The following is a 22,233-nucleotide window of genomic DNA, read 5'->3' on the forward strand; positions in this document are numbered from 1 at the left end:
GGCCGCAACCCGGCGCGTGCTCCACAACGGGGTTCGAGCTAGAAGCAACCATGGTCGAGCCCCTTCTTACCCAGCCGCCCCGCGCCGCCCCCAGCGGCGCCCACGCAACCCTGCGCGTCGGTGACGCGATAGCGCTGGAGGCAAGGATCACGACCGGCGGCTTGCTCGCGGTGGCGGGGATCGTCTCGGCCGCACTGCTGGGGTCGGCAGTGATCGTGCGGGCCGCGCGGCGTGGCCGCGCCGTGAAGTAGGGTCTGATCGGGGAAGAAGCTCCGCGGAACGAGAGCAGCTCCCCTTCCCTGCTTATTCTTCTCCCATCCGAAGTGCGGCGATGAAGGCTTCCTGCGGGATCTGCACGCTGCCATATTCGCGCATCCGCTTCTTGCCTTCCTTCTGCTTGTCCAGCAGCTTGCGCTTGCGCGACGCGTCGCCGCCATAGCATTTCGCGGTCACGTCCTTGCGCATCGCGGCGATCGTCTCGCGCGCGATCACCTTGCCGCCGATCGCCGCCTGGATCGGGATCTTGAACAAATGCCGCGGGATCAGGTCCTTGAGCCGCTCGCACATGCCGCGGCCGCGGCTCTCGGCGGTGGAGCGGTGGACGATCATGCTCAGCGCGTCGACCGGCTCGTTGTTGACCAGGATGCCCATCTTGACGAGGTCGCCGGCGCGGTAGCCGATCTGCTCATAGTCGAAGCTGGCATAGCCGCGGCTGATCGACTTCAGGCGATCGTAGAAGTCGAACACCACTTCGTTGAGCGGCAGCTCATAGGTCAGCTGGGCACGGCCGCCGACATAGGTGAGGTTCTTCTGGATGCCGCGGCGATCCTGGCAGAGCTTGAGGATGGGCCCCAGATATTCGTCGGGCATGTAGATCACCGCCTGGATCCACGGCTCCTGGATCTCCTCGATCCGGTTGGGATCGGGCATGTCGGCGGGGTTGTGGAGCTCGATCTCCTTGCCCTCGGCCTCGCCGGCGGACTTGGTGAGCTGCATCTTGTAGACCACGCTCGGCGCGGTGGTGATGAGGTCGAGATCATACTCGCGCATCAGCCGTTCCTGGATGATCTCCAGGTGCAGCAGGCCGAGGAAGCCGCAGCGGAAGCCGAAGCCGAGCGCGGCCGAGGTTTCCATCTCGAAGCTGAACGATGCGTCGTTGAGGCGCAGCTTGGAGATGCTCTCGCGCAGCTTCTCGAAGTCCGCCGCGTCGACCGGGAACAGGCCGCAGAACACGACCGGCTGGACTTCCTTGAAGCCCGGCAGCGGCTCGGCGGCGGGCTTCTTGGCGTCGGTCAGCGTGTCGCCGACGCGGGCCTGGGCGACTTCCTTGATCTGCGCGGTGATGAAGCCGATCTCGCCGGGGCCGAGGTCGGGCAGCTGCTCGATCTTGGGGCGGAAGGCACCTACGCGGTCGACCAGGTGGGTCGTGCCGGTCTGCATGAACTTGACCTGCTGGCCCTTTCGGATCGAGCCGTCGATCACGCGGACGAGGATGACGACGCCGAGATAGGGATCATACCAGCTGTCGACCAGCATCGCCTTGAGCGGGGCGGCGGGGTCGCCCTTGGGGGAAGGGATGCGCTCGACGATCGCGTCGAGGATCTCGTCGATGCCGATGCCGCTCTTGGCGCTGGCGAGGACGGCGTTGGAGGCGTCGAGGCCGATCACGTCCTCGATCTCGGCGCGGACCTTTTCGGGCTCGGCCGAGGGCAGGTCGATCTTGTTGATCACGGGAATGATCTCGTGGTCATGCTCGATCGACTGGTAGACATTGGCGAGCGTCTGGGCTTCGACGCCTTGCGCCGCGTCGACGACGAGCAGCGCGCCCTCGCAGGCGGCGAGGCTGCGGCTCACTTCATAGGCGAAGTCGACGTGACCGGGCGTGTCCATCAGATTGAGGACATGGCCCTTCCATTCCAGGCGCACGGTCTGCGCCTTGATGGTGATCCCCCGCTCCTTCTCGATGTCCATGTTGTCAAGGACTTGCTCGGACATCTCGCGGTCGGCCAGGCCGCCGGTGCGCTGGATCAATCGATCGGCGAGCGTGGACTTGCCGTGATCGATATGCGCGATGATCGAAAAATTGCGGATCTTGGTGATGTCGGTTGCCATGATTCCGCGCGCGTTAGCAGCTTGGAGAGAAAAGCCAAAGTACCCGATTGCACGGTGTCGCTAGGCCGTGGCGATCCATTCTGTTACGGACACGGCCGGGGGGCGGTCTTTTCCCAAGTCGGACCGCCTGGTTGTACAGGGAGGTTTTAGGACGATGATGAAGCAGTTGCTCGGCGCGGCCGGGGCGATGGCATTGTGCGTGGGCGCCGTTCCCGCATTTGCCCAGAGCAAGCCGACCAAGACGCAGCGCACGCAGGAGCAGGCCGTGCAGGACGTGCCGCGCTGCGCACGCAAGCTTGGTACGCTCTCGATCGTCGACGGCGACGATCCCCGTGGCTGGACGCAATATTCGCTGGCGCCGCCGCAGAAGCTGCTGAAGGTGCTGGTGCAGCGTTCGGGCTGCTTCAACCTCGTCGATCGCGGCTCCGGCCTGCAGGCGGCGGAGCGCGAGCGCAACATCGGCGGCAATCTCGGGCTGCAGCGCGGCTCGAATGTCGGTCAGGGCCAGATCAAGGCGGCGGATTACGTCCTCGTCGCCGAGGTTCAGGCGTCGAACCGCAACGCGAGCGGCAGCGGCGTCGCCGGTGCGGCGGGCGGCATCATCGGTGGGCCGATCGGCGGGCTGCTGGGCGGCATCAAGTCGCGCAAGATGGAAGCGAACACGGTGCTGTCGCTCACCAACGTCCGTACCACCGAGACGATCGCGACGCAGGAAGGCTATGCCTCGAAGAACAGCGTCAGCTGGGGCGCGGGCGGCGGCGTCGGCTTCATCGGCGGCGGCCTGGGTGCCGTGGGCGGCGGCTATGACAACACCGATATCGGCCGGATCGTGACGCTGGCCTTCATCGACGCCTATTCGAAGATGGTCAACGAGCTCGGCCTGGTACGCCCGGGCGACGAAGGCACCGCGCAGGCGGCGCCGACCAAGACCTTCACCGCCCAGGCGCCGGTGGCGATGCGCACCACCCCCGCCGCCGCCGGCAAGGTGATCCGCACGCTGCCGGTGGGCGCCATCGTCTACCCGACCGGCAACAAGAACGGTCTGTGGTGGGAAGTCGCCGACGAGAACGACAATGTCGGTTGGGTGCTGAACACCAAGCTCGCCCCGTCGAACTGACCAGGCGCAGATCGAGAAAAAGGGCCGTCGCGGAGATCCCGCGGCGGCCCTTTTCTCTTGCCGGCCCCGGCCCCGACCCTGCGGCAGGGCGGCGCGGCCGGTCAGCTTACTTGAACTTGCCGCTCAGCGAGAGGCCGAACACCCGCGGCTCATTGAGCACGGCGGCGCGGTAATTCTCGATCACGCCCTTCAGATTCTTTTCGCCGGTGATGTTGCGGATGAACCCGGCGATTTCCCAGGCGTCGTTCTCGGCGGTGTAGCCGATCTTCAGGCCGCCTTCGAAGTTGCCGTTCGCGGTGAACTCCTTGGTCTCGTACAGCACGAAGTTGGTATAGCCCTGCACATTCCAGTCGGTCTGCAGGAACAGCTTGCCGCCGACGTCCATCGGGATGTCGTAGCGCGCATTGAGGTTGAGGTTATACTCGGGCGCGTTGGGCAGCGGATTGCCGTCGATCTTGGCGAGGAACGCCGGCGCTCCGAACAGCGTGATCTGCCGATAGGGGTCGAGCACCGTACAGGTAAGCCGGCCACCGAAGGCGCAGGTCTGCACCTCGACATTGTTGTCGTCGATCTCGCTGTGCAGCAGGCTCAGCCCGGCCTGGATCGACAGGTTGCGCACCGGCTTCCAGTCGAGATCTGCTTCCAGGCCATAGGCCTTGGCCTTGTTGGCGTTGAGCAGCACGCCATTGCCGTTGGCGTCGTTGCCGTTCAGCTGGATATCGTCGAGCGTATAGTAGAAGCCCGACAGATTGAAGCGCAGCGTACGGCCCAGCTGGGTCTTCATGCCGGCTTCCCAGGAGAGGATCTTCTCCGACTCCGCGGTGGTGAAATCCGAGTTGAAAACCGCCGAACGGCCTTGGATGGTCGGTCCGCGGAAGCCCTTGGCGACGCGCGCATAGACGCTGACGTCCGGGCTGACCTCGTAGCGCGCGCTCAGGTCCCAGCTCGGCTGCGTATCGGACAGGCGCACATGACGGCGGCCGGTGTAGGTCGTCGCGCCCGCGATCGTGTTCGCCGTCCTCAGCAGGTCGGTGGTCTTGGTATCCTCGGTGACGCGGCCGCCGGCGGTAATCGTCAGCTTCGGCGTGATCTCGTAGCTGGCCTGGCCGAACACCGCCCAGCTGGTGTTCACGTTGTGCAGCTGCACCCAGTTGTTCGGATTGTTCGCGGTGCCGGTGAGGAAATAGGCGCGCTGGTAGAATTCGGTGATGTCGCGCGCGTCGAAATACATCGCGCCGACCTGCCACTTGAGCGGGCCGGCGCCATTGCTGGCGACCCGGAATTCCTCGGTCCACTGGTCGAGACCGCGCACGCGGCCCATCGACTCGCCGAAGCCGGCATTGCCGAAATCGGCCGCCGCACCGCCATCGGTATCGCCGCGGCTATAGCCGGACAGCGTCTCGTAGCCGGTGATCGAGGTAAGCGTTACCGGGCCCAGATCCCAGTTGATGTGCACGGAGCCGCCCGCGGTCTTGTAGTTCTGCGGATTGTCGGCGCCCTCGTCCCAGCGCGCGCGGGTGAACTGCACGCCGTTGATCTGGTTGGAACCCAGGTTCAGCGCGCCGCGGCGGAACACGGTCGCGGTGCCGTCATACCAGCGGGCATGGCCGGAGGCGAGGATCGACAGGCTCTCGTTGGGCGTCGCGAGCAGCTGGAGGCGCACGTCACGCTCGTTGAAGCCGCCCGCGGCATCCTTGCGGCCCACGCGGGTACCGTCGGCGCTCGGCCCAGTATAGCTGTTGTCGATATAGTCGTCGCGGTGCTGGTACAGCCCCGAGATGCGGAAGGCGAGCTTGTCCTGGAGGATCGGACCGCCGACGCCGGCATCCACGTTGACGCTGTTATAGCTGCCATAGCTCGCGGTGGCCCGGCCTTCGAACTGCTGCGAGGGGCGGATCGAGTCGAACTTGACGATGCCGGCGGTGGTGTTGCGGCCGAACAGCGAGCCCTGGGGGCCGCGCAGCACTTCGATCTGGTTTACGTCGAACACCGGGTTCGACTTGAGCACGACATGCTCGAGAACGATGTCGTCCTGAATGATCGAGACGGGCTGCGAGGCGCCGAGATAGAAATCGGCGTTGCCCAGGCCGCGGATGTAGAAGCGCGGGAAGATGCGGCCGGTCGAGGATTCGACGTACAGGCCCGGCACCTTGCCCGAAAGCGCGAGCAGCGTGTCATCGCCACCGGCGGTATAGTCGCGTGCCTGCGCGGCAGGAAGCACGGCGACCGAGATCGGCACGTCCTGCTGGTTTTCGGGACGGCGCTCAGCGGTGACGACGATTTCGCTAAGGCCGTCATTACCCTGCGTGTCCTGTGCAAAGGCAAGATCGGCGGTGAACAGCGCGCCTAAGGCGGCGCCGATCAGCAGGCTGCGCTGGTCGCGCGCGAGTTTCAGCATTGGTTTTCCCCGAATGAATATCTTGATCTTGTGTAGGGACAGCGCACGGAGACGAAGGCCGGCATTTCGCCGACGTTTCTGTTCACTTGTTCTGGAGCATCCCCGCTGCCGTCGCGGGCGGCGCTAGGCTTGGATTGTGAACTTCCTGTGACGGAAAACCCGGCGGCTGCCGGTTCCTCAAACCTGTTGCTTGAAAGCCTCGATGGCGGTGAGCGCGGCGGCAGCGCGCGCATCCCCTTGCCCGCGGACCATCGTCCAGCGCACGCCGCGTCGCTCCAGCTCGGCGCGCGACAGGTCGAAGAAGCGCCGACGCGCCTCGGCGGTGCCGAACAGCCGCGTTCCATCGGCCACCCAGGGCAGATCGATGTCGAACAGCAGATAGACGTCCGCCATGCCCTGCCAGGCATCGAACCAGGGGTCGCGCGTGCCGAACAGCATGTCGGCCCATACTGCGGTCATCAGCGGATCGGTGTCGAGGATCAGCGGCAACGGCGCCGTCTCCAGCATCATCCTCGTACCGGCATCGTGCGTCTTGGCGATCTCCACCAGATCCCGCATCGTGAAGTCGGTGCCCCGCGCTTCGGCATATTCGCGGCCATATTCGTCGAGCACGGTCCCGCCCAGCGCTTCGGCGAGCCGTGCAGCGACGGTGGTCTTGCCCGTGCTTTCCGGGCCGTGAAGGCAGATGGTGCGGGGAATCATGCGCGGGCCCGGGTCCAGTCGATCGCTCCCCACACCGAAAGCGCGAGGAAAAGGCAATAGAGCGCTGCGGTGAGCCAGAGCCCCTTCACCAGAAACAGCGGAATGGCCAGCAGATCCACCGCGATCCATAGCGGCCAGCATTCCCACGCCCGGCGCGACTGCAATATCTGGGCGACGATGCTGAGCACGGCGATGGTACCGTCCCACCAGGGGAAGGCCGCATCGGTCATCCGGTGCATCAGCGCGCCCCAGCCGAGCGCAGCGAGCGCCGCACCGATTCCCCAGCCGACCCGCGCGCGGGCGGGCAGCATCACCACCGGCACCTCGCCCGCATCGGCCCTGGCGCGGCGCCAGTTCCACCAGCCATAGCCGTTGACGACGAAATAGAAGCCCTGGAGCAGCGCATCGCTGTACAGCCGCTCGCGCAGGAAGATCACCGCATAGAGCGAGACCATCGCCAGCGCGAAGGGATAGTTCCACAGGCTCCGGCGGACGACCAGCGTAACATTGGCGAGCCCGAGCAGGGTGGCGACGGCTTCGATCGGCGACATGGGGTGCGAGGCTTATCGGGCGGCCGGTTGGCGGTCGAGGGCAGTGATGGGCGCGGCACGGAAAAAATGCAGGCCTCTGTCTTTTTGCTGCAACGAACCGCTTGACGGCTGCGCCAACCCGCCCTTATAGGCGCGCCTCCAAGCTCAAGCCGGTCTGCTCCCGAAAGCATTGTAGACCGGACTCCGTCGGGGAGTAGCTCAGCCTGGTAGAGCACTGTCTTCGGGAGGCAGGGGCCGGAGGTTCGAATCCTCTCTCCCCGACCATTACTTGCATTTGGGATAAAGCGGGTGACCTTCGGGTCGCCCGCTGCCCCTTTCCTCTCCACGATCCGATAAGGTCGGCGGGCGTTGCCGCCCGCACGCAACCTCAGCCGGCGCTGCGCGGCAGGGGCCACAGGATCAGCGTGATCCGGTCGTGCCCGGCCGCTATGTTCAGCACCTCTCCCGCCACGACGTCGATCGGCTCGGGAAAACTGTGCAGCACCTGCAGCCACCCGCCATCGTGATAGTCATCGGGATGGTTGTCGAACGTCACGCCGTCCCAGAGATCGATATGCATCCACTGGACGATGCCGATCGCGCGGCCGCTCGCGGTCACCGGGATGGAAAGCCGCGCCAGCGTCGCATCCTGCTTCTTCCGCGCCAGGTTCAGCCGCACCAGTTCGACGTCGTCGGACAGCCGCTGCCACCCCGTCATCGTCCCGTGGATCGGCAGGCGCTGCGGTGCAAAGGCGCCGAACGCCGAAAGGTCGAAACCCGACACGTCGCCGACAAAGCTATAGCCTGCGAGGGTCTCGCTGGCGACGAGGCAGCCGATCGCGCTGGCTGCGCGCGGAATGACGATCGCATCGGGCGCCAGCAGGCGGCGATGCGCGTCCTCGAACGTATCGAGCACCTTTTCGGTGAGCAGGTCGCTCGACAGGATTTCCGAGACCAGGATGTCCGCCGGATCGTCAAGTTCCTTGCCGATCGCGAGTTCGGTGGAGGCCTTTGCGTGGACGGTGATCCGGTCGGCATAGCCGTTCTCCGCAACGATCCCCTGCGCCATCTCGGCGATCATCGGCTCCATCTCGCAGGCAACTACCCTGCGCGCGCCGGCCCGCGCCGCCATCAGCGAGAGCAGCCCGCTGCCCGCGCCGATATCGAGCACCCGCGCATCCGGCCCGGCCACCGCGACCGCCGCCTTGATCGCCGCCTCGAACGCATCGTTGCGGGGCACGTCGTTCATCATCGGAATATGCCAGAAGGGCACCACGCCCGAGCCGAGCCGCCGAACCTGATGCCGCAGGTGCAGATTGTCCGGCTGGAGTGCCAGTGCGCGGCGGAAGGTGCGGAGCGCGTCCAGCGTGCGGTGCGCGTCGGCCAGCACCACGCCGAGATTGCCGAGCGCGGTGGGATTGTCCGGATCGAGCGCGCAGACGCGTTCCAGCGCGGCGATCGCCTCATCGGTGCGGTTCAGCCAGTGGAGCGTCAGACCCTTTTCGTGGAGCGCGACGGCATGATCCGGCTCGATCGCGAGCAGCTGATCCCAGGCGCGCAGCGCATCCTCCGGGCGCGACAGCCGGCCGAGCAACCCCGCGAGCAACGGCAGGATTTCTGTGGGGCGATAGTCCTGCGCCAACGCCGCGCGGTAGCGCAGCTCCGCAGCCGCGAGATCACCCTGCTCGTGCAGCGCCATCGCCTCGGCAAGGGCGGCACGCGCCTCGGTCAGACGGTCAGCAGACTCGAGGTCGGTCACGGGAACATCCTTAAAAATGGGTGTCGATGCGGGTCGCTCCGGATAGGTGGTCGTGCGGTCTGGCGATAGCCCCGCGTTTGCCACTTTGAAGCCCCTCCCTCTTGACGGAGGGGCTTAGAAGACGAGACGCCGCCGGCCTTCGGGCCGACGGCGTCGCTGTTTCTACCTTGCTCCTCAGAACTGAACGCGACCGCCCACCGAGAACACGAACGCCCGCGCGTTGCGAAGCTGGCCCTGCGTCAGGATCGTCGACCCCGCCGCGATCGTCGCCCGATCAATTGGCGCGTTGGCGAAATCGACGTAATTGGCCGCCGCGTCGAGCACGATGTTCTGCGTCACCGCATAGGAGCCGCCGGCACCGAAATTCCAGCGATTGGCATCGGGCACGCGGGCGTCTCGCTCGCCATTCTGGGTCGGCGTGGTCGCGTGTTGCACGCCGGCGCGCAGCGTAAGTGCCTGCGAGACCATATAGTCGACGCCGCCTGCATAGCTCCAGCTCTCGCGATAGTTTTCAGGCAGCGCGGTGTTGAGCGGCGCGCCCAGGCGGATCGCGTCGAACTTGTCCCAGTTATAATGCACGACCTGGCCGTTGAGCGTCAGCCGGTCGGTCGCCTTCCAACGAATGCCGGCGATCTGCTGTGCGGGCGTGTAGAAATCCGCCTGGACGTCGGACAGCGAGAGATTGTTCGGCGCCAGTGGACCGACCAGCCCGCTCACCGTCAGATCGCCCTTCAGCTTGTGGCGGATGGCGGACTTGTAGCTGAACCCGGCGGTCACCCGGTCGCTGTGCATCTGGAATCCTGCGCTCCAGCCCACATCCCAGCCATCGCCCTTCAGTTCCTGCCGGCCGTCGGGCAGGCTGGCCAGCACGTTGGGCAGCGCGTTGCTGAGGCTGGCGTCAGTATACTCGACATTCACGCCGGCGCCGACGCGCAACCAGTCGGTCACCGCAACCGCGATCGAGGGCTGGATGTCGATGGTCCGCAGCCGCGTCTTGTCGGCGCTGTACCGCGCCCAGCTGGTCGAAGAATAATCGGTGGTGAAGCTGTAGGGCGAGGTCACCGCCAGGCCCAGCGCGACACGGTGGCCGAGCGGCACCGCGATCGCACCCGAGGGCAGCACGCCGTTGTTGATCGGATTGCGGCTGGTCGTCTCGCCGCCGATCGCGGTGGCGGGCTGGCCGCCGGGGCGGCGGATCAGCGTGCCGGTATCGACCACCTGGCCGCGCGGCAGGATCGCCGCGGCGTTGAGGTTGACTTCGATCCGCTCGGCATCGGCGATCGCCGCCGGGTTCCACCAGAGCGAGGCAGCGCCGGTATCGGCGACTTCGCCCGAAAAGGCACGCCCGGCGCCGCGGGCGGACTGTTCCTGGAGGTAGAAGGCCTGGGCATGGGCAGCACCCGCAAAGCCGGCGCTGGCCGCCAGCATGGTGCCGGCGGCGAGGAGGAGCTTCGTTTTTTTCATGTTGATTCTCACGCTACTGGGGTTCGGAACGGTCGCGGCAGCGACCGGTCAGCGAACCCGGGTCCAGGTCTGGGTACGGCAGAAGGGCTTGAACACGCAGCCACGCAGCTTCAGCTGGTCGGCGCCGGCCAGGGTAATGTCGGCGCTGTAGGTCTTGCCGTCCTCGGCATTGTAGATCTTGCCGCCGCTCCAGTTGCCGCCGTCGGCGGTGAAGCCGCTCAGAATCTGCATCCCCTTCAAGGGACGATTGCGCAGCTGGGCGTTCGAATTCCTGGTATCGCGCAGATCGGGATTGGTGCGCAGCGCGTCGGACGTCAGGATCCGCCCGCAGATCGATGGACCGCAACGCTGGATCTCGACGATCGCATTGCGCGTTTGGGTCTTCCAGCGGCCTTCCACACCCTCTCCGGCTTGCGGTGCCGATACGAGCATCGCGACAAGCAAACTCATCCACATACTTGTTTTTCCATTGTCCTGTGTTCCCGCTGCGGATTAACCACAACGAGGACAGACAAGGCGCATATTTACGCCCCAGCCTCTCCTGGGCCGGAACCATACCCATTCCTCAAAGTTCCGCAATGGCGGGTGTGTTTCCGAAAATTTCAGACGGTACGGCGCCGCTGCGCGATGCGGCGCGCGGTTTCGATCGGGGCGGCAAAGGAGGTGCCGGTGCCGGTCACCGCCCGCCCGTCGGCCAGGCTTGTCGGCACGTCGACGCCGCGCTGCCATACATAGAGATAGCCCTGCATCTCGGGTTCGGGACGGTTGGTGCCGGTCCAGGGCTTGCCCGCCGCATCGAGCGCGCCGACCAGCACCGCATTGGGAAAGCCCTGCCGCGCCATCGCCAGATTGCCGGGGTGCGACAGCCCGTTGTTGCCGGCGGCGAGCACCACCACGATTCCCGCGACGGCGGCGTCGCGCACTGCGGCGGTGATCGCGGGATCGTCGGCCAGCGCCAGCGAGATGTTGATCGCGTCCACCTTGAGGTCGATCGCCTTGCGGATCGCGGCGACGATCGGCGCCGCACGCGGCTGGCAGGGCGGGTTCGCGCCCGGCCGGCACCCCGCCGGATCGTCGATCCGCAAGGAAATGATGGCGACCGCCCCCGCCGCCGCGCGGCTGAGGATGGTGGCAACCATCGTGCCGTGGTCGTAGCGCGGCCGGAACGCCGGGCGATCGGTGCCGGCAAGGTCATATTCCGCGATCAGCTTGCCGTGCAGTTCGGGCGTTTCCGCCACGCCGCTGTCGATGACGGCGACACGCGGTGCCGCCGCCGGCGAGCTTGCCGCCACCGCTGCGAACAGCGCCATTCCCAGCAGGGGCATGTCCCACTCCGGCTTTTATCCAACCTCGCCGGAGGCTAGGCGCCAACCGTTAACAAGGGCTTCATCATCCCCTAGGGCTTGCACCTAGGTCGGGCCCATGGCACCGCGACGGGCTGCTGGGGAGCACGAACATGTCGAAGGCGACGCGCGCCACTCGGATGCTGGAAGCGGCGGGAATCGCCTTCACCGTGCACGGCTACGACTATGATCCCGATGCCGATGCGATCGGCCTGCAGGCAGCCGAAGCGCTGGACGAGCCGCCCGCGCGCGTGCTGAAAACGCTGATGGCGAAGGTCGATGGCAAGCCGGTGCTCGCCATCCTGCCATCAGACCGGCAGGTGGCGATGAAGAAGCTGGCCGCGACGCTGGGCGGCAAATCGGCGGAGATGATGAAGCCCGCCGATGCCGAGCGAATGTCCGGCTACAAGGTCGGCGGAATCAGTCCCTTCGGCCAGATGAAGACGCTGCCCGCCGTGATCGAGGAAGCTGCGCTTGCGGAGCCCTATGTCTATATCAATGGCGGCCAGCGCGGGCTGCAGGTGCGGCTCGACCCGCAAGACGCGGCGCGCGTGCTGGCTGCCAAGGTGACCGCGATCGTCGCATGACCGTCAGAGCGGCTGGGCGTGGCGTGCGGCGTCGCGCAGCAGCGCGATCACATGCTCCAGCAGCGCCGGCCGCCCCTTGGGGCCCTGCACCACCGTGGCATAGACATAGGCATGGACCTTGGCGCGCAGCCGAGCCTCGGCGCGCAGCCGCATCCAGTCGCCGGGCACGCCGCCGCGCCCGAGGCCGCCGGCGATCGGCAGCCCGGTGGCAGCCCCCCGGAACAGCCCGGTGAGCGCTGCCCCGCCGGCCGCCGCCCAGTCGCCCAGTTCCTCCATCATGTCGCGCATCAGATTGGCGTCGACGGGCAGCGGCTGCCACTGGAGATGGTGCCACGCGATCGGCTGGAGCGCCGTGGCAGCCTCCTCGATCACGCGCCGTGCCAGCGGATCGGCCACCTGGCGCACCACCGGCGCGATGCGGGCGCCGACGAAGCGGGTCTGCTCGATCAACCCGTCGCGCCAGTCGGCCTGGGAAAGATCGGCGTCGAAACTCTCGACCAGATCGGCGGCCGCCTGCTGGAGCACCGCGCGCGCCATCGCGACATGGGCGTCGCGCCAGCGGCGGATCTCGCCGCGACCGAACAGACGCATCAGGACCAAGGCAGCGGCTCCGGAATCATCGGCGAACCAGACCAGAAACGGCGGGCAAGCTCAACCGTTCACCGCGTGCCGAAGGCGGGCACGCCCGGCGGCACCGCGGCATTGCGCCAGCGCTCGACCGGCACCGTCTCGACCTTGCCGTCTGGGGTCCGCCGCCGCTGGATCAGCGTCGCCTCCTGCTGCGACGTGCCGCCGATTGTCGCGCGGGTACGCACCCAGAAGGTGGTCGAGCGGAACGAGCAGCCCCAGGGCAGCGTGACGTGCTGGTCGTCCAGATCCTTGAGCGTCAGATAGCCCTGTCGCGCCCGCACCTGCACCAGCCGACCGGCGACCAGCGGATCCTTGAACAGCATCTGCATCAGTTCCGGCTCGGCCGCGTTGAGGTTGATCGAGGTGATGCCGGGCAGCGCCGTCACCACCCGCTCCAGCCGATCCGCCACCTTGGGCTCGAGCCCGGCGAGCCGCAGCGGGCGCAGATCGGTGACCGGCCCCTGCAAGCGCACATATTGGATCGCCGCCACCACCTGCTCGGGCGGCATGTCGATCGCGTTGGCGATTTCCTGGAGCAGCACCACCGCTCCCGCCTCGCCGCTACGCACCGAATTTATGTTGAACCGCCCCTCGGCATCGCCGATCGCGAGATCGAAGGTGCCGCCCTGGATCGGCGCGCCCGTGGCCGCGATCTTTGCCCAGGCCTCGCCGCGATGATCCACATCGCCCGCCGTCTCGCCATCGCGTCGCAGCGCGACCAGCGCGGAAAGCTCGCCGCCGCGGACAATCGCCTGCGCCCGCGCCGCCTCGCGCATCCGCAGGCCCCGATCCAGCGCCAGTTCCTCGCGGTCGATCATCAGCAGCACCAGGCCGCTGGCGATCGCAACGAACATCAGCACGTTGACGAGGATCATGCCGCGCTCGTCGTCGCATGGCCCGCGGCGGTCGCTCATTGGGGCGGCGCTTCCTGCGCACGAGCGGGCAAGGTCACGACCCGGCGCAACGTCACCGGCGCGCCGCCGGGGCCCGCCGTCTGCACGTCCAGCGCGATCGCGCGCGGCCAGCGCTTCCTGCCCTCGTCGCTGTCCTCCGCCGGCCAGCGATCGACCCAGGCGCCGTCCCAGAAGCGCCAGCGGGCGGTGACGACCCCCGGCAGGAGCACCTGCGGCGCCGGCGCGGCGCGCAGCAACGTGCCGCCGGCGGTCGCATAGCGGATCTGCGTCGCCAGTCCGCCCGTCCCCGGCGCGCTCCGCACGAAGGACAGCCGGTCGCCGCGCCCTTCGATGGATCCGCTGGCCACCTGGTCCAGATCGCTGGTCAGCACGAACATCGTACGCTGGAGCGCGGCCAGCCGATCCAGGCGCGCCTCGGTGCGGCCGTTGACCCGCAGGATGCCGTCGACCAGCGCCAGCCCGGCCACCGCGATCAGCGCGAACAGCCCCAGCGAGATCATCAGTTCGATCAGCGTGAAGCCGGACTCGCCGGCTTCGGTGCGATGGGTCACGAGCCGGAACTCACCGCGACGCTGGCATAGCCGTCGCGCGAGGCGACCACGATCGCGAAGTCGCGCGCCACCGACCCATCGGTGCGGAATCGCACCGGCCCGGTAACGCCGTGAAAGCCCTTGGCATCGACCAGCCCGTCCATGTTCAGCGCATTGGCCTCGCGCAGCTTGTTGGCGACACCGGCAGCGTCATAGGCCAGCGCGGTGATCGTACCCGGATCGCCGCCGTTCCGGGCTGCAAAGGCCTGGGCAAAGGACGCGAAGGCGCCCGGATCCGGGCAGGCGAGCCAGGCGCCGTCCAGCGCATCGAGCGCCTCGGGCCGGCTGTCGAGCCCCTGCAGCGTGCCGAGCAGCTGCACGCCGCTGCCCTTCAACGCCCGCGCCGCCGCGAGCACGCCCTCGCCGCTGCCCGGCAGCAGCACCGCATCAGGCGCGTCTCCGGCCTGGGGCAGCGGCTGGCCGGGCGTCACCTGCAGCACGCGAAGGCGCAGGCCGATCTCGCTCTCCATCCGCCCCGCGGCCAGGCTGGCGGCTGCGCACCAGGGCGAACCGTCGTCGATCATCACCACCGATCGCACGCCGCGGGTGCGGGCATAGCGCAGCACCGCGCTGGTCACCTGCGCGGCGGTGATGCCGAAGATCCACACCCCCGGCTGGCGCAGCACCGAATCGTTGCTGAACGCGATCACCGGCACACGGGCGGCCACCGTGCTGCCCACCGCCGGCACCTCGGCGGCGGTAAGCGGCCCGAGAATCAGCGCCGGGTGCTGGCGGAGCGCCTCGGCAGCGGCGCGCGCCGCGCCCTCCGGCGTCCCGCCCGTATCGAAGGCGAGCACGAAATTCGCGTTTTCCGCGAGCAACGCGGCCTGTCGCATGCTACGGCCCAGCCCCGCTCGCGGTCCGTCGAGCGGGAGCAACAGGGCGATGGGGCGCTTGTCCTTCTTTTCGCCCGCCCATGCGTTGGAGGAAAGCGATGCCGCGGATAGGACGAGGCCCGAGGGCAACAGCCGCAGCAGGGACCGACGGTCCATTGCAAACTCCGGATTCAGCAAGTGAGGCACGGCGGCGTCTTATCGTCTTCGCCGGGCTGGGCATAGGGGCCTATGCACTTGCGATGCTGGCCATCGCGCCGGCGAGCCTGCTCGTCCGAAACGTGCCCTGGCGCAGCGGCGTGGCCGGGACGATCTGGAACGGCGAAGTCGGCGTGGCGGGCGGGAGCAAGCTGGAATGGCATCTGGCGCCGCTGCGTTCGCTGACCAGCCTCGGCCTCGCCGCGGACTGGAAGGCGACCGGACCGGATACCGATCTCGGCGGCCGCGCGCTGGTGCATCTCGGCGGGCGGACGGTGCTCGATCATGTGAGCGGCGCGGCGGATGCCAGCCTGCTCCAGGCGATTCAGCCCGATCTTCCGTTCACCTGCCAGCTGGTGATGCAGGTGGAGATGGCGCGGATCGCGGTGCGCGGCGGCGCGCAGATGCTGGACGGCAAGGTGACGACCGATCCCGGCAGCTGCCGCCCCAAGACCGGCGGGGGTTCGACCGCAGTGCCGGCACTGCTGCTGACCGCCGAGCATATCGGCCCGCGCACGACGATCCGTCTGACGCCGGCGACGCAGCGGCGGCAGCTACTGCTCGACGCGATCCTGGGCGAGGACGGAACGCTGGACCTGGGCGTCAGCAAGGACGGCGCGGCTGCGCTGCCGTTCGTTGGCCTGCCCGGCGGGGCACGAATTCAGGGAAAGATGTGAACTAAAAGCCCGCTCCCGCCCGCGGGAGAGGGCTTTTACACCCCCACCAGGTTGTTGAGGTTGATGATCGGCAGCAGGATCGCCAACACCATCAGCAGCACCAGCCCACCCATGACCAGCAGCACCAGCGGCTCGACCAGCGCGACCAATGTCGAGACCAGCGCATCCAGCTCACGCTCCAGCTCACCCGAGGCGCGGCCGAGCGCGGGGGCGAGCTTGCCAGAGCTTTCGCCCGACGCCACGATCGCGACCAGCATCGAGGGGAAGATGTCCGCTTCGTGCATCGCCGCGCGCAGACTGATGCCTTCCCGCACGCGCATCGCCACGCCTAGCGCCTTTTCGCGGACGAAATGGTTGGGCGTCACCGCGGCGGCGGCATGCAGCGCCTCCACCAGCGGCACCGCGCTGCCCACCAGCGTGGCGAGGCTCCCGGCGAAACGTGCGGCGTTCATCTGGCGGCTGAAGCGGCGGAACGGACGGCGCTCGGCGAAGAAGCGGTGCACGCGCAGACGGTTGGCCGGCACCCGCAGCCAGCGCCCGAAGGCGACGATGCCGATGCCGATCGCGATCAGCAGGTACAGCCCGAAGCCCTGCAGGAACGCGCTGATCGCGATCAGCGCGCGGGTGAGCAGGGGCAAATCGGCGCCGCGCGAGACGAACACCTTCACGATGTCGGGCACGACATAGACCATCAGCAGCACCATCATGCCAAACGATACCAGCGCCAGCAGCGCCGGATAGAGCAGTGCGAGCTGCAGCTTCTGGCCATTGGCCTGACGATTCTCGACGAACTCGGCGAGGTGATTGAGCACATCGGGCAGACGCCCCGAGGCCTCGCCCGCCGATACCGAGGCGCGGTAGAATTCGGGGAATGCCTTGGGATGCTGGGCCAGCGCGGCGGCGAAGCTGCGGCCGTCGAGGATCGCGCCGCGCACGTCGAGCAGCAGCGAGCTGACCGCGGGCTGCTCGGACTGGGTGGCGACGAGGCGGAGCGCCTCCTCGATCGCAATGTCCGAGCCGACCAGCGTGGAAATCTGCCGCGTGACGGTGGCGAGCGCGCGGGCGCTTACCCCGCTGCGGCCGAAGCGCGGCAGGGTGATCGATCCGATCGAGCGGCCGCGCTCGGCAGCAGGCTCGACGGAGAGCGGCAGCAGCGCCTGCTCGCGCAGCAGCGCGCGGGCGGCGGTGGGGCTCGAGGCCTCGATCACGCCGCGCTTGGCGGCGCCGCTGCGATCGGCCGCGCGATAAGCGAAGGCGGGCATCTAAAATCCTCCCCGGCACGGGGAAGGGGACCGCGCGGCGCAGCCGCGGGGTGGAGGGGGGCCTCCACGCGCGAGTCCGGTGGGGATGCCCCCCTCCACCATGCTACGCATGGTCCCCCTCCCCGTGCCGGGGAGGATCTGGGGGCCGCTCACGCCTCGTCCCTCACGACGCGGGCGACTTCCTCAACCGTGGTCACGCCGGCCTGCAGCTTGGCCACGCCATCGTCGAGCAAGCTCGGATTCTCGCGCCGCGCATGGCGATCGATCTCGGCCTCGCTGGCGCCGTCGTGGATCAGCTTCTGGAACGCGTCGTCCACCGCGACCACCTCGTACAGGCCGGCGCGCCCGCGATAGCCCTCGTCATGGCACTGGTCGCAGCCGACCGCACGCCACACCGGCGCCCCCACCGGCAGCGCGCCGCCGAGCAGCAGCGAGTCCGCCTCGCTTGCGACATCCTCTCGGCGACACGTCGGACATAGCCGTCGCACCAGCCGCTGTGCGCACAATCCGACCACCATCGGCGCGAGCAGATAGCGCTCCACGCCCATATCGATCAGCCGCGTCACCGATCCGACGGCGCTGTTGGTATGCAGCGTCGACAGCACGAAATGGCCGGTCATCGCCGAGCGCACCGCCACCTGTGCCGTTTCCTGGTCGCGGATCTCGCCGACCATGATCACGTCGGGATCCTGGCGGAGGATCGCCCGAAGGCCGCGCGCGAAGGTCATGTCCGTGCGCGGGTTGACCTGGGTCTGCGCGACGCCCGGCAGCTCGTATTCGATCGGGTCCTCGACCGTCATCACGTTGCGCTTGCGGTCGTTGAGCCGGGTGAGCGCGGTGTAGAGCGTGGTCGTCTTGCCCGAACCCGTCGGTCCGGTGACGAGCAGGATGCCGTGCGGGCGTTCGAGCAGCCGGCCGAACACCGCCTGGTCGCGCTCGCTCATGCCCAGGCCGGACAGGTCCAGTTTCAGCGAGCCCTTCTCGAGCAGACGCAGCACCACCCGCTCGCCATGCTGGGTCGGGATGGTCGAGACGCGCGCGTCGACATCGTGCCCGCCGATACGCAGCGTCACGCGGCCGTCCTGCGGTACGCGCCGCTCGGCGATGTCGAGCTTGGCCATCACCTTGATGCGGCTGACGAGCAGCGGCGCCAGCGCGCGCGGCGGCTCGATCATGTCGCGCAGCACGCCGTCGATGCGGAAGCGGACGACGAGGCGCTTTTCCTGCGTCTCGACATGCACGTCCGACGCGCCTTCCTTGACCGCCTCCAGCAGCAGCGCGTTGATCAGGCGGATCACCGGCGCGTCGTCGCGCGTGTCGAGCAGGTCGTCGACGCTGGCGGCGCTGTCCGCCAAGGCGGCCAGATCCATGTCGCCCAGGTCGATATCGGCGGCGGCGCCACCCGCCCCGCCATAAGCCTGGCCCAGCGCGGTATCGAAGGCGGCGCCTTCCAGCCGCACGAACTGGGCACCAGGCGCCAGCCGCTGGACCTCCAACAGTCCGTCGAGCGGGGCGTCGGCGCGGTGGACGCACTCGATCCCCTGCGGCGTCTCCCGCAGCAGCACGCCGTGGCGGCGGGCGAAGCTGTAGGGCAAGCTAGGCGCGTCGAGGATCATTGGCCGAGTTCCACGGTACCGGAGACATGGCCCGGCGCGGCCAGTCGCTGCAAGGTGACACGCCGGACACGCAAGTCACTGGTCGTCGTCACGTCGGCGAGCCAGTGGACGAGCGAGTCGTAGCTCGCATCCGCCACGCTCGCCCGCACGCCGCCCGCGATCGGGGCGGTGGTCAGCGCCACGCCGAAGGCGCCGGCGGACTGGTTGGCGATCGTCTCGGGCGCGCCGGTGCGACGCTGCGGCTTCACCGAACTGAGCGAACCCGCCGCGCGGATGCGGGCGTTGAGCGTCTCGTAGGTGCGGATATCGGCCAGCGCCGCGGCGCGCGCGCCCTGAATCGGCTTTACCACGCCGAAGACCAGCACCACTGCCGCGAGGAACACGGCCATCGCGGCGAGCATCGTCCGCTCGCGCGGGCTGCGCGCCTGCCACCAAGTGCCGGTGCGGGAAAGGCCGGCGTCGAGCGTCGGCAGCTGGGTGCGGAGGAAATTGCTCATGCTGCGCGCGCCGTAATGCGGATGGAGCCGTCTGGCGAGGCCGTCGCCTGCCCCTGGACGCGGCCGGCCTTCAATGCCTCGGCGATCCGCGCGGCGAGATCGGGAGCGCCGGGGGCGCAGTCCAGCGTCAGCACGCTGCTCTCGTAACGCACCGCCCGCACCGAGATGCTGCCGGAAAGCGGGGTAAGCGCCGACGACACGCGCGCCAGCAGCGGCACGAAGCGATCGGGCGCCTGCCCGCCGCCGGTCGGCAGCAGATCGGTGACCGTGGCCTTGAGGTCGCCGGTGAGGTCCGTCCCCGGCGCTGCCAACGCGACCAGCGCGCGGGTATCCGCGGCGCGGCGATCGGCGATAGCCCGCAGCATCAGCGCATCGGCACCGGCGATCACGATGTGCGCCGCCGCGCCGATCGCCAGAATCCAGCCGAGCCGCCGCCAGCCGCTCGACAGGCCTTCCCGTTTCGCGGCGAACATGCCCTGGCGAAGATCGAGCTCGGCCGTCGCGACATCGATTCGCGCCGCGGGGTCTCGCAGATCCGGCGTCGCCCCATGCCCCTGGAGAGCGCCCTCGAGCGGTTCGCCCAGATTGTGGATGCGCGGCCGACCCGCGGTTTCCCACGCTGCGCCGAGCAGCGCGGCAGGCATGGCGAAGCCGGTTCCGTCCGCCGCCAGCACCAGCGCGCGGCCGTCGCGGACCTCGACCGCCCATCCTTCCGCCGGCCGGGGCAGCAGCAGCACGTCCGGCACCATCGGTGCGCCGGCCAGACCCTGCGCCTCCGCAAGCGCGACCCACGCGCCCATGACGTCCGCCCGCACGATCCCGACGAGATAGCGATTCGGCGATTCGGCCGGATCGAGCCGCGCACCGAGTGCCAGGTGGAGCGAGTCGATCGGCTCCGCCACCTGGTCCTCGATCGCGAAAGGCAGCGCCGCCAGCCGGCGGGCGCGATTCGGCAACGGCAGGTCGACCGCGAGCAACCGCACCCGTTCGGTGGGAACGAGGATGGTTGCGGGTCCCTCGGCGGAGACTATGATCAGGCGGTCGCCCGCCAGCGTCCACACACCTCCGGCGTGCGGCGGCGGCAGGTCCGGCGTTCGGGCACCGTGTGTCACAGAAGCTTCATGGGTAGGACGCATGAGGCAGGGATGCGCATAAGTTTGAAACCATTTTGTGACATCGCATCGCAGCGCGCCCCGCGCAAGCTCCGCCAGGTCGGCGAGCATGAAGCCGGGCTGACGCTGATCGAGATGCTCATCGTTCTCGTGATCATCGCCGTGGTCGCGGGCCTCATCACCGCCAACGTGATCAACCGGCCCGACGAGGCGCGGGTGACCACCACCAAGGGCAATATCTCCAGCATCGAAGGCGCGCTGAAGATGTATCGCCTCGACAATGGCGATTACCCCACGACCGATCAGGGCCTGAAGGCGCTGGTGGAAAAGCCGACGATTCCGCCGGTGCCGTCGAACTGGGCACAGGGCGGCTATCTCTCCGCCGCGCCGCTCGATGCCTGGGGCAAGCCGTACGAATACAAGTCCGAAGGCGGCGGCTTCACGATTCGCTCGTTTGGCAAGGACGGCAAGCCGGGCGGCGAAGGCGTCGACGCAGATATCCAAGGCAAGGGCTGATGCCGCTCGGGGGGGCGGTTCCGCACCTGACGTCCCTCCCCTCCCGCCCTCGGGAGGGGCGCCGCCCGATCGCGCCTGCCCAAACCGGCATGACGCTGATCGAGATGCTGATCGTGCTGGTCATCATCGGCGTCGCCGCCGGGGCGGTAACCCTGGGAATCGGCGCGGCCACGCGCAAGCCGAGCGTGGAGAGCGAAGCCCGCCGCCTTGCCTCGCGGCTGCAGGCCGCCGCGGACGACGCGATGCTCGGCGATCGCCTGGTCGCCTTCACTGCCGAGCCGCATGGCTATGGCTTCGCCACGATCAGCGCGGGCGGCGGGATGGCCGCGCGCACCGATGGCGCGCTGGCGCCGCACACGCTGCCCGCCGGGATCACCCTGACGCTCGACTCGCGCCCCCCGGTCGTGCTGGGGGTCGACGGATCCGGCAGGCCGATGGCGGCAACGGTGGACAATGGCAGCCAGCGCTGGATCGTCCGCTATGACGGTCTGACCGCAACGGCCCTCCCTGCCCCGGCCGCGCGATGACCGACGAGCGCGGCTTCTCGCTGATCGAGGCGCTGGTGGCGCTGGCAGTGCTGGCCATCGCCACGGTGGGGCTGATGCGCACCGTGCAGAGCCATATCGATTCGACGCGCGGAGTGGAACGGCGCGCCGCCGCGATGTGGGTGGCGGAAAATCGTCTCGCCGAGTTGGAGGCCGGCATTGCCGGCGAGGCGCAGGTGGAGATGCTCGGCGAACGCTGGCGCATCGCGGTGGACAAGCGGAGCACCGACGATCCCGAAATCACCCGCATCCGGATCAACGTGTTTCCCGCTGCCGAGAAGACGCCGCTTGCATCGCTCGACGGCTTCGTGGACGGACGAAACGGATGACCCGCCTTGCCCTCACTCCGCGCCAGACGCGCACCGCGCTCGACCTGTTGACCGGCGCGATGGTCGTCTCGGTCGCCTTTGCCTTGGCAGGGCTCACCTGGCGGATCGCTGGCCATGCCGGCACCGGCGCGATCACCGTGCCCTCGGGCCGCTCGGGTCCCGCAGTCGCGCCCGACATGGCTCCCGCCATCGCGCTGGCGCCGTTCGGCACGCCGGTGATCGTCGATGCGCCGCAACCGAGCACGCTCCCGCTGGAGTTGAAGGGAATCGTCGCGGCGGTGCCCGCCGAGCTTTCCACCGCCTTCATCGCGGTGAGCGGTGCGCCTGCCACCGCGTTCCGCGTCGGTCAGGCGGTGAACGGCGCCACCATCGCCGCCATCCAGCGCGATCGCGTGCTGTTCGACAATGGCGGCCGCCGCGAGTTCCTCGCCTTTCCCGATCCCACCCTGTCACCCGAGCAGCGCCAAGCCGCGGCCGCGGCCCCGCCGGCCGGCGCGCCCCC

At 68.3% G+C, this 22,233-nt stretch carries 24 protein-coding genes and 1 tRNA gene; 9 read left to right on the plus strand and 16 right to left on the minus strand.

The features are described from left to right. Positions 1-50: 50 nt before the first annotated feature. Positions 51-251 carry a hypothetical protein gene (locus S2M10_RS08305; RefSeq protein WP_168845695.1) on the plus strand — a complete coding sequence of 67 codons (201 nt, stop codon included), beginning with the start codon at positions 51-53 and terminating at the stop codon, positions 249-251. A gap of 52 nt (positions 252-303) precedes the next feature. Here S2M10_RS08305 and lepA read toward each other — a convergent pair whose 3' ends face one another. After that, a complete protein-coding gene (lepA, locus tag S2M10_RS08310; RefSeq protein ID WP_168845696.1) occupies positions 304-2,112 on the minus strand; it encodes a translation elongation factor 4 in 1,809 nt (602 codons plus the stop codon). A 154-nt stretch (positions 2,113-2,266) separates the two neighbouring features. Between lepA and S2M10_RS08315 the strand changes: the two genes are divergently transcribed. Then, positions 2,267-3,229, plus strand: coding sequence for a CsgG/HfaB family protein (locus tag S2M10_RS08315; protein WP_168845697.1), 963 nt, complete (start codon positions 2,267-2,269; stop codon positions 3,227-3,229). Positions 3,230-3,335: 106 nt separating this feature from the next. On the opposite strand, the gene S2M10_RS08320 is transcribed toward S2M10_RS08315, so the two are convergent. From S2M10_RS08320 to pnuC, 3 genes are all read right to left on the minus strand, one after another. After that, positions 3,336-5,627, minus strand: coding sequence for a TonB-dependent receptor (locus S2M10_RS08320; RefSeq protein ID WP_168845698.1), 2,292 nt, complete (start codon positions 5,625-5,627; stop codon positions 3,336-3,338). Between the two features lie 177 nt (positions 5,628-5,804). Next, positions 5,805-6,329 (minus strand): ATP-binding protein, encoded by a 525-nt coding sequence (locus tag S2M10_RS08325; RefSeq protein ID WP_168845699.1) that lies wholly within the window; start codon positions 6,327-6,329, stop codon positions 5,805-5,807. Beyond that, positions 6,326-6,880 carry a nicotinamide riboside transporter PnuC gene (gene pnuC / locus S2M10_RS08330; RefSeq protein ID WP_168845700.1) on the minus strand — a complete coding sequence of 185 codons (555 nt, stop codon included), beginning with the start codon at positions 6,878-6,880 and terminating at the stop codon, positions 6,326-6,328. Before pnuC ends, S2M10_RS08325 begins: the two co-directional genes overlap by 4 nt. A 187-nt stretch (positions 6,881-7,067) precedes the next feature. Between pnuC and S2M10_RS08335 the strand changes: the two genes are divergently transcribed. Next, positions 7,068-7,144 (plus strand) — tRNA-Pro (locus S2M10_RS08335). Between the two features lie 103 nt (positions 7,145-7,247). Here the strand turns inward: S2M10_RS08335 and S2M10_RS08340 are convergent. The 4 genes from S2M10_RS08340 to S2M10_RS08355 all read right to left on the minus strand — a co-directional run bounded on the left by S2M10_RS08340 (position 7,248) and on the right by S2M10_RS08355 (position 11,407). Continuing rightward, positions 7,248-8,618 carry a tetratricopeptide repeat protein gene (locus S2M10_RS08340; protein WP_168845701.1) on the minus strand — a complete coding sequence of 457 codons (1,371 nt, stop codon included), beginning with the start codon at positions 8,616-8,618 and terminating at the stop codon, positions 7,248-7,250. Between the two features lie 174 nt (positions 8,619-8,792). Then, positions 8,793-10,082 (minus strand): outer membrane protein transport protein, encoded by a 1,290-nt coding sequence (locus S2M10_RS08345; protein ID WP_168845702.1) that lies wholly within the window; start codon positions 10,080-10,082, stop codon positions 8,793-8,795. A 48-nt stretch (positions 10,083-10,130) separates the two neighbouring features. Further along, positions 10,131-10,532 (minus strand): DUF2147 domain-containing protein, encoded by a 402-nt coding sequence (locus tag S2M10_RS08350; RefSeq protein ID WP_168845703.1) that lies wholly within the window; start codon positions 10,530-10,532, stop codon positions 10,131-10,133. Between the two features lie 152 nt (positions 10,533-10,684). Further along, entirely contained in the window at positions 10,685-11,407 is a 723-nt protein-coding gene (locus tag S2M10_RS08355) for a S8 family serine peptidase (protein WP_168845704.1), read from the minus strand. Positions 11,408-11,538: 131 nt separating this feature from the next. On the opposite strand from S2M10_RS08355, the gene ybaK reads away from it, so the two are divergent. After that, positions 11,539-12,012, plus strand: coding sequence for a Cys-tRNA(Pro) deacylase (ybaK, locus tag S2M10_RS08360; RefSeq protein WP_168845705.1), 474 nt, complete (start codon positions 11,539-11,541; stop codon positions 12,010-12,012). 3 nt (positions 12,013-12,015) lie between these two features. Here ybaK and S2M10_RS08365 read toward each other — a convergent pair whose 3' ends face one another. The 4 genes from S2M10_RS08365 to S2M10_RS08380 all read right to left on the minus strand — a co-directional run bounded on the left by S2M10_RS08365 (position 12,016) and on the right by S2M10_RS08380 (position 15,138). Beyond that, a complete protein-coding gene (locus S2M10_RS08365) occupies positions 12,016-12,603 on the minus strand; it encodes a hypothetical protein (RefSeq protein WP_168845706.1) in 588 nt (195 codons plus the stop codon). Positions 12,604-12,671: 68 nt separating this feature from the next. Beyond that, a complete protein-coding gene (locus S2M10_RS08370; protein WP_168845707.1) occupies positions 12,672-13,556 on the minus strand; it encodes a type II secretion system protein GspK in 885 nt (294 codons plus the stop codon). After that, the gene (locus S2M10_RS08375) at positions 13,553-14,107 is read right to left on the minus strand and encodes a type II secretion system protein GspJ (protein ID WP_168845708.1); all 555 of its coding nucleotides are present in this window, start codon (positions 14,105-14,107) and stop codon (positions 13,553-13,555) included. Before S2M10_RS08375 ends, S2M10_RS08370 begins: the two co-directional genes overlap by 4 nt. Then, on the minus strand, positions 14,104-15,138 hold the full coding sequence (locus S2M10_RS08380) for a penicillin-binding protein activator (protein ID WP_168845709.1): 1,035 nt from the start codon (positions 15,136-15,138) through the stop codon (positions 14,104-14,106). The genes S2M10_RS08375 and S2M10_RS08380 overlap by 4 nt, the downstream gene beginning before the upstream one ends. Positions 15,139-15,221: 83 nt before the next feature. Between S2M10_RS08380 and gspN the strand changes: the two genes are divergently transcribed. Further along, entirely contained in the window at positions 15,222-15,854 is a 633-nt protein-coding gene (gene gspN / locus S2M10_RS08385) for a type II secretion system protein N (RefSeq protein WP_168845710.1), read from the plus strand. Between the two features lie 35 nt (positions 15,855-15,889). Here the strand turns inward: gspN and S2M10_RS08390 are convergent, their stop codons facing one another. The 4 genes from S2M10_RS08390 to gspL all read right to left on the minus strand — a co-directional run bounded on the left by S2M10_RS08390 (position 15,890) and on the right by gspL (position 20,341). Next, complete coding sequence (locus tag S2M10_RS08390) at positions 15,890-17,116, minus strand: type II secretion system F family protein (RefSeq protein WP_168845711.1); 1,227 nt, start codon at positions 17,114-17,116, stop codon at positions 15,890-15,892. Between the two features lie 149 nt (positions 17,117-17,265). Then, positions 17,266-18,732 (minus strand): type II secretion system ATPase GspE, encoded by a 1,467-nt coding sequence (gspE, locus tag S2M10_RS08395; protein ID WP_168845712.1) that lies wholly within the window; start codon positions 18,730-18,732, stop codon positions 17,266-17,268. Next, entirely contained in the window at positions 18,729-19,229 is a 501-nt protein-coding gene (locus S2M10_RS08400; RefSeq protein ID WP_168845713.1) for a type II secretion system protein M, read from the minus strand. The genes gspE and S2M10_RS08400 overlap by 4 nt, the downstream gene beginning before the upstream one ends. After that, positions 19,226-20,341, minus strand: a complete 1,116-nt coding sequence (gspL, locus tag S2M10_RS08405; protein ID WP_168845714.1) for a type II secretion system protein GspL — start codon at positions 20,339-20,341, stop codon at positions 19,226-19,228. The genes S2M10_RS08400 and gspL overlap by 4 nt, the downstream gene beginning before the upstream one ends. Before the next feature lie 45 nt (positions 20,342-20,386). Between gspL and gspG the strand changes: the two genes are divergently transcribed. The 4 genes from gspG to S2M10_RS08425 all read left to right on the plus strand — a co-directional run. After that, positions 20,387-20,857: a type II secretion system major pseudopilin GspG gene (gene gspG, locus S2M10_RS08410; RefSeq protein ID WP_247650706.1), complete on the plus strand. Its 471-nt coding sequence runs from the start codon at positions 20,387-20,389 to the stop codon at positions 20,855-20,857. A gap of 68 nt (positions 20,858-20,925) precedes the next feature. After that, positions 20,926-21,384: a prepilin-type N-terminal cleavage/methylation domain-containing protein gene (locus S2M10_RS08415; protein WP_348770555.1), complete on the plus strand. Its 459-nt coding sequence runs from the start codon at positions 20,926-20,928 to the stop codon at positions 21,382-21,384. Then, the gene (gspI, locus tag S2M10_RS08420) at positions 21,381-21,731 is read left to right on the plus strand and encodes a type II secretion system minor pseudopilin GspI (protein ID WP_168845717.1); all 351 of its coding nucleotides are present in this window, start codon (positions 21,381-21,383) and stop codon (positions 21,729-21,731) included. The genes S2M10_RS08415 and gspI overlap by 4 nt, the downstream gene beginning before the upstream one ends. Continuing rightward, on the plus strand, positions 21,728-22,233 hold a 506-nt coding region (locus S2M10_RS08425), incomplete at its 3' end, for a type II secretion system protein N (RefSeq protein ID WP_282098035.1). The genes gspI and S2M10_RS08425, both read left to right, overlap by 4 nt.

The sequence above is a fragment of the Sphingomonas sp. S2M10 genome (genome assembly GCF_012650175.1).
Taxonomy (GTDB): Bacteria; Pseudomonadota; Alphaproteobacteria; order Sphingomonadales; family Sphingomonadaceae; genus Sphingomonas.